The sequence below is a fragment of the Nocardia canadensis genome (assembly GCF_032656385.1).
GTDB classification, from domain to species: Bacteria; Actinomycetota; Actinomycetes; order Mycobacteriales; family Mycobacteriaceae; genus Nocardia; species Nocardia canadensis.
In genome coordinates, this window is sequence record NZ_JAVCWB010000002.1 from 824,957 (window position 1) to 837,957 (window position 13,001).

The 13,001-nt window shown below is 69.6% G+C and carries 8 protein-coding genes; 3 read left to right on the forward strand and 5 right to left on the reverse strand.

Features of this window, described 5'->3' with window-relative positions; all coding sequences use genetic code 11:
• Positions 1–180: 180 nt before the first annotated feature.
• The 4 genes from Q7X29_RS06965 to Q7X29_RS06980 all read right to left on the reverse strand — a co-directional run bounded on the left by Q7X29_RS06965 (position 181) and on the right by Q7X29_RS06980 (position 5,535).
• Positions 181–1,716, reverse strand: coding sequence for a serine/threonine-protein kinase (locus Q7X29_RS06965; protein WP_316573575.1), 1,536 nt, complete (start codon positions 1,714–1,716; stop codon positions 181–183).
• 82 nt (positions 1,717–1,798) lie between these two features.
• Positions 1,799–3,040: a DUF7373 family lipoprotein gene (locus Q7X29_RS06970; protein ID WP_316573576.1), complete on the reverse strand. Its 1,242-nt coding sequence runs from the start codon at positions 3,038–3,040 to the stop codon at positions 1,799–1,801.
• Positions 3,037–4,251, reverse strand: a complete 1,215-nt coding sequence (locus Q7X29_RS06975) for a DUF7373 family lipoprotein (protein WP_316573577.1) — start codon at positions 4,249–4,251, stop codon at positions 3,037–3,039. The genes Q7X29_RS06970 and Q7X29_RS06975 overlap by 4 nt, the downstream gene beginning before the upstream one ends.
• A 78-nt stretch (positions 4,252–4,329) precedes the next feature.
• The gene (locus Q7X29_RS06980; RefSeq protein ID WP_218717723.1) at positions 4,330–5,535 is read right to left on the reverse strand and encodes a DUF7373 family lipoprotein; all 1,206 of its coding nucleotides are present in this window, start codon (positions 5,533–5,535) and stop codon (positions 4,330–4,332) included.
• A 166-nt stretch (positions 5,536–5,701) separates the two neighbouring features.
• Between Q7X29_RS06980 and Q7X29_RS06985 the strand changes: the two genes are divergently transcribed.
• Entirely contained in the window at positions 5,702–6,994 is a 1,293-nt protein-coding gene (locus Q7X29_RS06985) for an FHA domain-containing protein (RefSeq protein ID WP_316573578.1), read from the forward strand.
• A gap of 226 nt (positions 6,995–7,220) precedes the next feature.
• Here the strand turns inward: Q7X29_RS06985 and Q7X29_RS06990 are convergent, their stop codons facing one another.
• Positions 7,221–8,666: a neutral zinc metallopeptidase gene (locus tag Q7X29_RS06990; protein WP_218717725.1), complete on the reverse strand. Its 1,446-nt coding sequence runs from the start codon at positions 8,664–8,666 to the stop codon at positions 7,221–7,223.
• Between the two features lie 107 nt (positions 8,667–8,773).
• Here Q7X29_RS06990 and Q7X29_RS06995 point away from each other — a divergent pair, with 107 nt between their 5' ends.
• Both Q7X29_RS06995 and Q7X29_RS07000 read left to right on the forward strand, forming a co-directional pair.
• Positions 8,774–11,296: an FHA domain-containing protein gene (locus tag Q7X29_RS06995; RefSeq protein WP_218717726.1), complete on the forward strand. Its 2,523-nt coding sequence runs from the start codon at positions 8,774–8,776 to the stop codon at positions 11,294–11,296.
• Positions 11,297–11,522: 226 nt separating this feature from the next.
• Positions 11,523–12,857 (forward strand): hypothetical protein, encoded by a 1,335-nt coding sequence (locus Q7X29_RS07000; RefSeq protein ID WP_316573579.1) that lies wholly within the window; start codon positions 11,523–11,525, stop codon positions 12,855–12,857.
• Positions 12,858–13,001: the final 144 nt, after the last annotated feature.

Genomic DNA, 13,001 nt, shown 5'->3' on the forward strand with positions numbered 1-13,001 from the left:
CGGTTGAGCAGCACGCTCTCCCCCTCCAACTGACTAACTGATCCGATCGTGGGCCGACTCGGTCCGAGTCACAGGCCCACCCTTCCCCGGTGATCTGGCTCGCGGGCATAGTAGCGCACCCGCTTGCTCCGAGCTCGCGCTCCAGCAGCGGAGGGCGCCGACGCCGACCGGTCGGGCGGGCTACTTGATCCGGCTCTCGAGGATCGGGACCAGTCGCGACAGCAGGGTCTGTTCCGAGCTCGACGTCCAGGAGCGCATCGCGGTGACGCTGATCGGGTCGTCGATCGGAATGACGGTGGCGCGGGAGCCGGTGATCTGGAAGGGCAGGCCGAGGAGGCCGCCGCCGCCGGCCTTCGCGTCGCTGCGGACGGCGAGGATGTAGCTGTCCTCGGGGACGTCGAGGCGGTCGAAGGAGTTGGCGACCGGGCGGGGCGAGGGCTCCTCGCCGGTCTTGGTGTAGTTGAAGTTGTAGACGAAACCGAGGTCTTCGAGGAATTTGGTCTGCAGGGTGCCGCCCAGATAGGTGGCGACCTTGTTGTCGGCGTCGACGTCGACCATCAGGACGGTCTTGCCGGTGAAGGCCGGATTGTCCTTGCGGGCCTGCTCGATCGGGCTCAGCGCGGCGGTCGAGACGGCGGTGGTGCCCGACCCGCCGGTAGCCGGGGTGTCACCGGCCGACGCCCAGATGCCGATGCCCGCGGCCACCGCGACGACGGCGACCAGGGCGCCGAGGGCGAGGACCAGGCGGTTCTTCGAATTCTTCGGTGGGTCAGCGTGATTCGTCGCTCCGATCGCGGTCACGGCGGTGGGGGACCACTGGGTGTGGGTCTGGATCGGGTGCGTCGCCGACGTGTGGTGGCCGGGGGGAGTCGAGCCGGGGACGAGGGCGGCGGTCGCGGCGGCGGTGAAGTCGCGGCAGGTCGAGAACCGTTCGTTCGGGTTCTTGGCCATGGCGCGCGCGAAGACGTGGTCGATCGCGGGCGGCAGGCCGGGGCGCACGGCGGTCGCGCGGGGCGGCGGTTCGTGCAGGTGGCCCATCATCACCAGCGCAGGCTGGGTCGCGGGATACGGGTTCTGGCCGGTGAGGAGTTTGAAGAAGGCGCAGGCCAGGCTGTAGACGTCGGCGCGGTGATCGAGGTGACCGCCCGACAGCTGTTCCGGCGGGGCGTAGGCGATGGTGGCCAGGAAGCTGCCGGTCTGGGTGAGCTCGGAGGCGTCGTCGGTCGACTTGGCCACGCCGAAGTCGGTGAGCAGCACTCGCTCGTCGTCGCCGTAGGTGTCCGAGAGCAGGAAGTTCGCGGGTTTGACGTCGCGATGCAGCAGGCCGCGGTGGTGTGCGAAATCGAGGCCCTTGCCGACCTCGGTGGTGATGCGCAGGGCGCGCAGCGGGGTCATCGCGTGCGGGTCGCGGGCGAGTTCGGCGGCGGCGTCGGTGCCGTCGACGTACTGCATGGCGATCCACAGTTGGCCGTGCTCCTCGCCGCGGTTGTAGACCGAGACGATATTCGGGTGGTCCAGGCCGGCGGCGAGATTGGCTTCGCGTTCGAAGCGGGCGCGGAACTCGGGGTCGCGGCTGAGTTCGGGGCTGAGGATCTTGAGCGCGTCGGTGCGCGGCAGGCTCGGATGCGCGGCCAGATAGACCGAACCCATGCCGCCCGCGCCCAGCTTGCGGATGATGCGGTAGCCACCGACGATGGTGCCCGGGCTCATCGTCATCTCTTTCGGTCTCCTGACTCGTTCCGTGTGCCGCGCTCCGGCGGGAGCATACTGGCCACCCCGTCGACCCGCAGTGCGCAGATCACCGGCTGTTGGCGAAGACGGCGTACTGCGCGGCAGCGCGTTGCTGAGCGTCGAGGAGTTGCTCGCTGCTGACGATCCCGACGTACTGCTTGTAGGCGAGCAGGCAGCTGAAACGCTTCTTCGCGGCCAGCTGCTTGTTCTCCACACAGGTCGCGTCGGTGAGGTTGGGCGGCGGGGCGACATCGGTCGCGGCGGGCCAGAGGAACAGCTTCTCCGACACCGCGCGGCGCGCTGTCTCGGCGTCGGGCGTGCGGATGCCGATCGAGCCCCACGACAGAGCGACCTGCTGGGCGTTCATCTTCGTCAGCTGCTGCTCGATGTACTGGCGGTGATCCGGGAGCGGTCCGCCGGAGTAATGCAGAATGCCGTGTGCGCCGGTGACCAGGAAGGACGAGCTCTCAGGGCTGGTCAGTTCGTCGGGGTTGAGGGTGCGCATCAGGAGATGATCGGGGTCCCAGGGCAGGGTCATGAGCTGTTCGTCGGTCAGCGGCGTGGTCTGGGCCAGCGACTCGATCTGCTTGGTGAGCGCCGACTCGGCGAGGGCGGTGAGCGCGGGCAGGTCGGGCGTCGCCACCGAGAGCAGGAAGGCGATCACATACGGACCCTGCGGCAGCACGACCCGCACGAACGGCGCGTCGGGGCGCCACTGCGCATGGGCGGCAGGGTATTTCGGCAGTGACACCGGCTGGTTGCGCCCCTCCTGCGCGGCGAAATCGGCGTCGTGGAATTCCTTGGCCGCCGCGGTGGCCCGCTCGCCGTCGGGGAACTGCAGGATCATCGTGGTCGCGGTAAGGCGGTTGCTGTCCTTCTTGGTCGGCCAGGTGTCGCTGGTACTGACGCTGAGATCCTTCGACGCGCCGCTGGAATGGAAGCCGTAGAGCATCTTGTGCTTCTGCGCGATGGCCGACATCGCGGTCTGGTTGCCGAGTTCGGCCGGCAGCAACCGGGCGTTGTCGGCGTCGGCCCGGTTGCCGTAGATCATCTGCGGGTCGATGTCGTAGGCGGTGATCGCGTAGTCGGCGATCCGCATGGCCGCCAGCTTGTACATCTCGTAGAAGGCCGGGATGGGATCGTCGTCGTGGGCGTTGGGCGGTTCGACCGGGTACGCGCCGACATCGAGAGTGCGGACATCGATCTCGCCCGGCACGCCGGTGCCGGACACGGTGGCACCGCAGGCGGTGAGGACGGCGGTCAGCAGGGCGGCGATCAGCACCGTGGCGGTGCGCTTGCGGACGGTCATCGGGCGTTCACCAGCAGGGCGTACTGGGCGGAGATGCGCTGCTGGGCATCGAGGAGCTGGTTCGACCAGACGTAGGCGGCGTAGCGGTCGTAGGACACCGCGCAGTAGAAACGGACGGCGAGCTTCTCCCGGCCGATGTATTCCTTGCACTTGGCGCTCGGCAGATTCTTGGGTGGGTCCGCGGCGGTGAACTTGCGGGTCAGGCCGCCGAGTTCGTCGCGCACCGCCTGCGCGCCGGCGATGTCACGCGCGCGGTAGACGTCGGAGCCGTCGTTGGCGAACAGGTCGACGCCGTTGTCGGCGATCATCTTCGTCGTACTCTCCGGGTCGGAGGAGAAGTGCCGCGCGGTGCGGCCCGCGTACACCCCTGGCGGGTTGATCCACGAATCCTCGCGCGGCCGTGGGGCGGTGCGGCCGAGCATGTTCTCGCGGTCACGCGGCAGCGTCATCAGTTTGTCGACGGGGGTGGGGGTGAATTTCGCGACCGAGGGCACGATGGTGTCGAGGCTCTTGCGGGTCAGGTCGAGCAGAGCCTGTTTGTCCACCTTTTCCAGATAGATCTTCAGGTAGTCGTAGAACCAGGTGTAGATCACGAGATGGCCGGTGGCGAACCAGGATCCGATCGATTGCTGGTCGGGCTGCCAATGCGCTTTCGCGGCGGGATAGCCGGGAATCTCGAGCGGCTGGTTGTTCGGCGCGTAGCCGAAATCGAGTCGTTCCAGGGCGGTCGCCGCGGCGGCGGCTTTCTGCTCGTCGGGGAAGATCATCACGGCATTGACCATGTCGATGCCTTTGTTGTCGGGCGCGGTCTGCGCCGAACTCACGAAACCGCCGATGAAATCCGGCGCGATCTCGCCGAATCGATCGACCGCCATGATCTTGCCGAGCGAGGCCTCGGCGTCGATGAACACCGTGGCGATCGACGGATTGGCGTGGATGAAGCGCGCGTCGACGTCGGCGGGCGTGGGAACGTGGTCGCCGAGCCGCTCGGCTTCGATGAATCGCGCCTGGTCCTGGTTCGCGACCGTGCCGACCTGGCGTGGCTGCGTCGCGTAGGCGCCGACATCGAGGGTGGCGATATCCACCGGACTATCGCTCGCGCCGGACGGTTCGTCGCCGGTGCCGCATGCCACGACGACACCTGCCAGCACGGTGGCCGCCAGCGCGGCGCACGCGGTCCTGGCTGATCTCGTGGCTCGCAACTCGATCATTCCTCCCCGAAACGATGGTCGGCGGAATACTACGTCACCGAATTCGGGGATGGGTGGGGCCGTGGTGCGGCTACGGACTCACAAACTATTCGCGAGCAGGGCGTACTGGGCGGAGATCTTCTGGCGGACGTCGGGTTCCTGGTCGGAACTGACGATGCCGAGATAGCGCTTGTACGGGACGTAGCAGCGGTATTTGTACTCTTCCTCGGCGTCGCCCTGGTTGTTGAGTTGCAGGCATTTGGCGCCGGGGATGTCGGTAGGGGCGGGCAGGGTGTCGTAGTGGCCCGCGCTGTCGATGAGGCCGGTCATCAGGGCCTTGGCGGCGGCCAGGTCGCGCACGCGGGTGATGGAGCCGCCGTCGACCAGGGCGACGGCCTCGGCGCCGGTGGACTCGACCAGGCGCTGGCGGGTGGTCTGGTCGTCGGCGTTGTTGACCAGGTGGGCAGGGTTGTAGACGGCGAAGGAGTGTTGGTCGGGGTGCTCGCCGGACCGGTCCTCGACCACGGCGCGGGCCAGGAGGCGCTCCGGGTCGATCGGCAGATCGCCGAGTTTGTCGAAGGGGGTGGGGGTGAAGGTGGCGAGCTGGGTGAGTTCGGCGGCGAGAGTCTTGTCGACCCAGGCGGTGAGGTCGGCGGCGTCGGCGCGCGGGCGCTGGATGAACAGCGAGATCACGAACTCCTTGTGCGCCAGGAACGCGCCGATGGTCGGCACGTTCGGGCGCCAATGAACGTAGGCCTCGGGGTATTTGGTCGAGGGGAGCTTGCGGTTGTCCGGTGACACCGCCAGGTCGACGTCCTCGAGTTCACGGGCGGCGAGGGTCGCCGCGGTGGCATCCGGGAAACGGAAGACAGCGGTGGTCACAGCGGTCGCGTCGGCCGCGGGGCGCTTCTGGCCCGACGGATCGGGCTTGTCGGAGCCCAGCGCGGCATAGCCGGTGACGAATTTACGGTTCTCCAGAACAGGTTTGGAGACATTGGCGACGAAGTCGAGCGCGCGCTCCACATCGGGGACCACGGTGCCGCCGCGGCCGTGGGACAGCGACGGATCGATCCGCACGGCGGGGATGACGGCCGCCGACATGCGGGTGCCCTCGACGAGCGCGCCCCGGCTGCCCGCGGTGTCGTCGTAGCTGTGGTGATCGGTGGCGTAGGTGCCCGTCTCCAGGCCGCGCACATCGGGTTCGGCGGCGACCGGGGTTCCGGTGACCGCGCAGCCGGTGAGGGCGGCGGCGATCATGGCACCACAGAGTGCGGACGCGATACGGATCTTCGTCGAATAGATCATCGGTGCCCCTTGATGTTCCTCCCGCGGTCCCTTGAAGTTACCGGACCAACGGCGCCCAGGGGGACCTATGTGGGCGGGTTTGCCATAGTCTGGAGGACATGGCGACGACCCTGCTGCGCAGTTCCGGTAGAGGCCGATACCTGTGAGGGATCGGCAGGTCGAAGTCGTGCTCGGAAGTCATGCGGTCGCGCGCGTCGCGGGCGCGGTGATCGTGGTCGCCCATCGCGGGCACGGCAGGCTCACTCCCGACGACACCGCGGCGGTCGCGCTGGAATCGCTGGCCGAGCTCGTGCGCGCCGCCGCCGAGGAAGCGCCGGGCGGACCGGGGTCGGTGGTCGCGCGGGAGGCGACGCGCTGGCTGATGAAGTACGCCGAGCAGATCTCGCCGGGCACGCCGATCGATTTCGGGGTGCTCTCGAGCGCCGACAACGGCGGGGTCGCGATCTTCCTGCACGGCGCGGTGACGGCGGTGCTCGCCGGGGACGGCGCCGCGGAGTACTACCGGGGTAGCGACGCCGCGTTCACCGTCGACCGGGTGGCCTCCGAGCCGGCCACCGCGGTCGCGCTGTTCGTCGACGACGCCAAGGGCCGCATTCCCGATCTGCCGCCGGAGCGCGGTGTCGGGTGGCTGGTGGAGGGGATCGCGCAGGCGGGCGGCGCCGTGGTGTGGTTCAACGGGACCCGCTCCCGGGTCCGCACCGCCGAACCGGCGGCGGGCACGCGCAGGCCACCGCCGCCCACCGCCCGCATCGATCGGGAACCACGTCCGGCGCAGGCGGATTCGCGTCCGGCCGAGCCGCCCGCCACCGGGATGCAGCCGGCGACGTCGCTGATGGACGCGGCCACCGGTGCCACCGGACCGGCGCACGCGGCCGTCGACCCGCACAACGCCGAGACCAGGAACGCGGGCACCAACCCCGCGCCTGAACCCGACCCCGACCTGCAGCGCCGCCTCGAGGCGACGGCCAGGTCGACGGTGCTCACGGTCAAGGTGATGGGATTCAAGTGCGCGCGTGCGCATCCCAGCGATCCGCGCTCGGCGTTCTGCACGGTCTGCGGCATGCCGGTCGACCAGACCCAGGCGCTCAGCGAGGTGGTGCGTCCGCCGCTGGGCATGCTCGTCCTCGACGACGGCATGACCTACCTACTCGCCGCCGACGCGGTGATCGGCCGCGACCCGGAGAACTCCGAAGCCGCCCAGCGCGGGCTCATCCCGCTGCGCGTCGACGACACCTCCGGCGGCATGTCCCGCGCGCACGCCGAAGTACACCTGGTGAGTTGGGACGTCCAGCTCGTCGACCGCGGTTCGACCAACGGCACCCGTACCCGCCTGCCCGGCTACCGCGACTGGATCCGGCTCACCCCGAACCAGCCGATGGTGCTGATCCCCGGCACCGAGGTGATGATCGGCAACCGTGTCCTGCGCTTCGAGCCGGCCGCACCACCCCCGTTCGGCTGACAGAGCCGCACACCACCACGCCCGACCCCACGGAGGGGCGGGTCAGCCGGCGCCCTGAACCCAGCCACCGCGCCCGACCTCTAGGGAGGGCAGGCAGGCGAAGCCTGCCGTCGCGGCCGTCCCGTCGGTCAGGTGCCGTGGCGTCCGCGACGAAGGAGCAAGCCACGGCACCTGACCGACGGGACCGGAGGGGCCGCGACCTCGAGCGCGCCAGCGCTCCAACAACTCAGCTGTACCGCGACAAGCAGGTGGTCTCGCCGTTGAGCACGCCCGCCCGGAAGGCGTCGACGCGGGAGAAGCCGCTGGGGACGGTGTTGCCCTCGGTGTCGCTGGCGGCCAGGCCGTCGGTGAGCAGGCCCGAGACGGCCTCGTCGAGGTCGCCGGCCGAGAGCTGGATATCGCCCTGGCTGACCGGGCGGCCGGGCTGGGCCAGCTTGCCGGTGACGACACCGGACAGGCAGGCCGCGCGCAGACCGGTCTTCGCGCCCGTCAGCGCCTGGCCGTGACTGCGCTGCACGGCGAGGGTGTAGCGGGAGATGAACACGACATAGCCGTTGTAGTCGCCGCTGACCTTGACCGGGAGCGGGCCGTCGTCGTCGGTGTCGACCGAGCCGCGCTGCGCCAGCGCGGGCACGTCGGTGGCGATGACGTTCCTGGCCGGGCAGTAGGTGACCGGTTCGGTGGCGGTGCCGTCCTTGCAGTCGATCCTGGCGCCGGAGTATTCGTAGGTCGGAACGTCCTCGACCGGCAGGATCGACTGCAGCGCCTTGCTCAGCTCGACCAGGTTCTCCTTGGAGATCGGGTACTCGCCGCGGCCCTGGTCGCCGGAGAAGCTCTGCGGCAGGTTGCCGCGGCGCTGGTCGATCTCCTCGTCGTCGATGCCCTTGCAGCCGCGCGGGCCGTCGGTGAAGCCGATCTGCACCGCGGTGACACGCTCGAAGGCCGAGCCGTGCACGCTCTCGGGGTCGTCGGGGTCGGAGTCGCGGATCGAAACCGTCGCGGCCAGGACGGAATTCAGGCCGTCGGAGGTGTTGATCGTGAAGTGCTTGGACTTGCCCTCGGCGACGTGGCGCATGAACGCGCCGGCGAAGCAGTCGGCCTGCTGTTCCTTGACCAGGACCGGGGTCTTCTTGGTGACCAGCTTGGCCATGGTCTGGATGGCGTGGCCGTACTCGTGGGCCAGCACCATGACCACCGACATCTTCCCGAAGGTCTCGCTCATGGTGGGCAGCAGCATCGCGCGGTCCCAGCCGATGGAGTTGTCGCTGCGGCAGTAGGCGGCGTTGACCAGGTGGTAGGTGGTCTCCTTGCAGAATTCGATCGCCTGGTTGCGCGAGGCCCTGGCGTTCCAGGACACCAGCTTCTCGACCGGCTCGAAGGTCTCGCCGCGGAACTCGACGCCGAAGGCGTCCTTCCAATACGACTGGATGTCGTCGATCGCGTTGAGTGCCAGCGCGTCGACCTCGCCGCCGTCGCCGTTGGACGCGGTCAGCGCCGAATCCGGCACGTTCGGCCGCGGGCCGTTCGGGCCGCCGGTGGTCGGCAGCCCGGCCACCTGGAACGGGTCGTCGTAGATCGAGACCCCGTGGCCGTCGATCGCCCGCGTGCAGCCCGCACTCAGCAACGCGCATAGCACGGCGGTGATCGCAATGAGCACTTGGGGTTTCGGCATCAGTCCCCCTGGTCGGCCGGATACTTGTGCAGGTCGATCGCCGGATCGGGACTGAAGCCGTCTCGGGGGCACCGCCGATGTCCGGGCGATGGCATAGTATCCGCTCCATGTCTTCACCGGGGGCGCAGACCATCACCGTGCGCCATGATGGAACCGAACGAGTCTTCGAAGCGAGCCAGCAGATCACCATGGGCCGGGCGCCCGAAGTGACGCTGTTCGTGGACAGTCCGCTGGTCTCGCGCGTGCACGCCACTCTGCGTTTCCAGAACGGCGCGTGGGTGCTCGCCGACAACGGCAGCACCAATGGCGTTTTCGTCGACGCGCGCAGGCTGAGTCAGCCTGTGTCGATCGATCGGCCCACACAGGTGCGTCTGGGGGACGCTATCAGTGGGCCGTTGCTGCATCTGGTGCCCGCGGCGCCATCGTCGCGGCATGCCGCGACGATGCTCGCACCGCCGTCCCAGCCGCAGCAACAGCAACGTCCGCCGCAACGTCCGCAGCAGCAGCCCTACCAACCGCCGTCCAGACCGGCGCCGCAGCAGCCGCAGTACGTGCCGACCTCGCAGCTGCCGTCCCAGCCGATGGCGCCGCAGGACAACATCAACATGACCCGCCGCGCCGACTCCTCGATGCTGCCGCCGGTGCGCAAGTCGGCCTCCACCGAGCCGGTGGCGCGCGGCGATCGCATTCCGCCCGGCGGCCTGAGCATCGGCCGAACCTCCGACAATCAGATCGTCGTCAACGATCCGCTGGCCTCGCGCAAGCACGCGCGCCTGGTGTCCTCGAACGAGGGCCTGGTCATCGAGGACCTCGGGTCGGCCAACGGCACCTTCGTCAACGGTCACCGTCAGCAGCGCACGGTGCTGCGCGAGCGCGACATCGTCACCATCGGCAATATCGACTTCGTCGTCACCCAGGGCGCGCTGGCGCATCGGCAGAAGCCGGTCGCCGAGCTCGGCCTGACGGTGCACGGGGTCGGTTTCACCGTCGAGGGCAACAAGCAACTGCTCGTCGACGTCAACATGCAGGCCGGTCGTGGCACGCTGACCGCGCTGATCGGCCCCTCGGGCGCGGGCAAGTCGACGCTGTCGAAGCTGATCGCGGGCAGCACCCAGCCCTCCGGCGGTGTGGTCACCTTCGAGGGCCGCAACCTGCACGCCGAGTACGAGGCGCTGCGCTCCCGTATCGGCATGGTCCCGCAGGACGACGTGTTGCACCGTCAGCTCACCGTCCGCCAGGCCCTCGGCTTCGCCGCCGAACTGCGGCTGCCGCCCGATACCACCAAGGCCGACCGCCAGCAGGTGATCGACGGCGTCCTGCAGGAGCTCTCGCTCACCCAGCACGCCGACACCCGCGTCGACCGGCTCTCCGGCGGTCAGCGCAAGCGCGCGTCGGTGGCGATGGAGCTGCTGACCGGTCCGTCGCTGCTGATCCTCGACGAGCCGACCTCGGGCCTGGACCCGGCGCTGGACCGGCAGGTCATGCAGATGCTGCGCGAACTGGCCGACGCCGGTCGCGTGGTGATCGTGGTGACCCACTCGGTCGCCTGCCTGGACATGTGCGACCAGGTGGTGCTGCTCGCGCCGGGCGGCAAGACCGCCTTCGCCGGGCACCCCGGTGGCGTCGGCGCCGCGCTCGGCACGACCGACTGGGCCGAGATCTTCGCCAAGGTCGCGGCCAACCCGGACCAGGCCTTCGCGGCCTATCGCTCCAGGCAGGCCTACGTGCCACCGCCGCCGCCACCCGCGCCGCTGAACCGCGGCAACGCGGGCGCGCCACCGCAGTCGAGCGGGATGCGCCAGTTCAGCACGCTGGCGCGCAGGCAGTTGCGATTGATCTTCGCCGACCGGGGCTATCTGATCTTCCTGGTGGTGCTGCCGTTCATCCTCGGCGCGTTGTCGCTGGTGGTGCCTGGTAGCGACGGCTTCACCGAGGGGCCGCTGATCGCCCAGCCGGACGGATCGTTCGCGCGATCCAGCGGTGGCGAGGCGCAGCAGCTGCTGGTCGTGCTGATCCTCGGCGCGTGCTTCATGGGCGCCACGCTGACCGTGCGCGACCTGGTCGGTGAGCGGTCGATCTTCTATCGCGAGCGCGCGGTCGGCCTGCTGCCGTCGGCGTATCTGATGGCCAAGATCGTGGTGTTCAGCGTGACCGCGTTCCTGCAGTCGGCGGTGCTGGTCGGCATCACCTTCCTCGGCAAGAAGGCGCCGCCGGAGGGCGCGCTGATCCCGAACGGCAGCGTCGAGCTGTACTTCGACATCGCGATGACCGCGGTCTGCTGTGTGGTGTTCGGTCTGCTGATGTCGAGCCTGGCCAAGTCCAACGAGCAGGTCATGCCGATGCTCGTGGTGATGATCATGGTGCAGCTGGTGATGGCGGGCGGCCTGATCCCGGTGACCGACCGGGTCGGCCTCGAGCAGGTGTCGTACCTGTTCCCGTCGCGCTGGGGTTACGCCGCGGGCGCGGCGACCGTCGACCTGCGCGAGCTGGTCATCGGTGCGCAGGAGGATCCGCTCTGGGAACACAAGCCGGGGATCTGGATCCTCGACATCGTGCTGTTGATCGTGATCACCTCGATTCTGGCGGTCATCACCTGGAGCCGGCTACGCCTGAAGAAGTCGCAGGCATGAGCGGTCAGCGCCCGGAGGCGGCAGCTCGCGTCACCACGGAGGGCGCCCGAGCATGCCTGAGCGGGCACCGCATGAGCGGTCAGCGCCCGGAGGCGGCAGCTCGCGTCACCACGGAGGGCGCCCGAGCATGCCTGAGCGGGCACCGCATGAGCGGGGATCGCAAGGTCAGGGCCATATCGGCGGGCATGCTGCGCGTGTCGCCCGCCGACCGGGCACACTTGAGCCTGTGACCGTTCGAGTTGGGGCCCTGCATCTGGGGTGGGATGTGGTGTCCGTTGCCGCGGGCGGCGGTGAGACTCCGATCCGCCCGGTTCAGGTGGAGGGCACCTACACCCCACCCGCCTATCTGCTCGCCGACGCCGCGGGCAGGCTGCACACCGCAGGTGTCGACCGGCAGCGACCGGATCTCGGCATGGCGATCGCCGACGTGCGCGACATCCTCGGGCACCCGCAGATCGTCATCGCCGGCGCCACCTGGCCCGCCGAGCTGGTGTTCCGGGCCCGGCTCTACAACCCGCTGGCCGCGGTCGGCAAGTACCTGCGCGGCAAGCCGCAGCTGGTCGCGCTGCCGTATCCGGACAGCTGGCCGGAGGAGAAGGTCGACACCTACGCCGCGCTCGTCGAGCAACTCGACGTGGTGGTCGAGCCGCTGCCGGAGAGCGTCGCGCTGTCGGGCTACGTGCGCGCGCTCGGGCTGGTCTCGCCGCCCAGCGAGCGGCACCGGCACGGTATCGGCGCGACCGGCGTGTACTCCGACGGCCGCACGCTGCTGGTCGTCGCGGTGCACGGCGACGACGAGCAGCCGACCGAATCGGTCGAGGTCGCGGTGACCGCGGAGGCGCTGCGCGATGCCCGCTCGGCCGACAATGTGGTGATCGAGGCGATGGCGGCGGCCCGCTCGATCGGCGCCGACACCTCGACGGTGCTGCTGGCGGGCAATGTCTGCTTCAACGACGCGCTGCGGCTGGCCTTCCAGAACCACCTCGGCCAGCGCCTGCACGTGGCCGATCACCCGATGCACGCGCTGGTTCTCGGTGCCGCGCATCTGCTGGTCACCGAGCCGGACCTGGACGAAGACGACTATCCCGAGACGCAGCACCCCGGCCAGGGGTATGCCGCGCAGGTCGGCTGGGGCGCCCCGGCGCCGCAGACCGGTCAGCCGCCGAGCCCCGCGGGCATCGTCGCCGGACCGCCCGCGCAGGCGAGCGGATCGCCGCGGCACGCGCTGGCCGAGCCCGACGACGACGATCGCCGCGGCAAGCTGATGGGCAAGGTGAAGAAGGGCTTCTTCGGGGCACCGGCGGTGCTCGGCATGGTCGCACTGGCGGCGACGGGCCTGCACGCGAATGCCGCCGGTCCCGCGGTCGCGGCCGAGGGGGAGCGGGTGACCTGCGCGTTCACCCCGTACGCGAACACGGTCCCGCCGGAGGGCATCGCGAGCGCGCGCGGCGGCGGCCTGATCGAGGACAACGCCTGCGTCACCCCGGGCATCGATACGCTGCGCTACCTGATCCCCGGGCCCGCGGGCGCGACCGACCCCGGCCCGCCGGTGGTGATCTAGCCGCTCGCCCGATTGTGGTGGCGTGATGCGTAGCTGGTATCGTGGCTCGCTGGCGTGTGGAACGCCGAACCGTTCGCGGATCGGCGTCTCCTCGAAGTCCCGGGTCTCCACCGGCCGCCGGGACGCTCTCGAACCACACCCGTG

Bases quoted from the DNA above. Each gene is read 5' to 3' on its own strand.
- Q7X29_RS06965 (WP_316573575.1), bottom strand. From the start codon at position 1,716: ATGACGATGAGCCCGGGCACCATCGTCGGTGGCTACCGCATCATCCGC.
- Q7X29_RS06970 (WP_316573576.1), bottom strand. From the start codon at position 3,040: ATGACCGTCCGCAAGCGCACCGCCACGGTGCTGATCGCCGCCCTGCTG.
- Q7X29_RS06975 (WP_316573577.1), bottom strand. From the start codon at position 4,251: ATGATCGAGTTGCGAGCCACGAGATCAGCCAGGACCGCGTGCGCCGCG.
- Q7X29_RS06980 (WP_218717723.1), bottom strand. From the start codon at position 5,535: ATGATCTATTCGACGAAGATCCGTATCGCGTCCGCACTCTGTGGTGCC.
- Q7X29_RS06990 (WP_218717725.1), bottom strand. From the start codon at position 8,666: ATGCCGAAACCCCAAGTGCTCATTGCGATCACCGCCGTGCTATGCGCG.
- Q7X29_RS06995 (WP_218717726.1), top strand. From the start codon at position 8,774: ATGTCTTCACCGGGGGCGCAGACCATCACCGTGCGCCATGATGGAACC.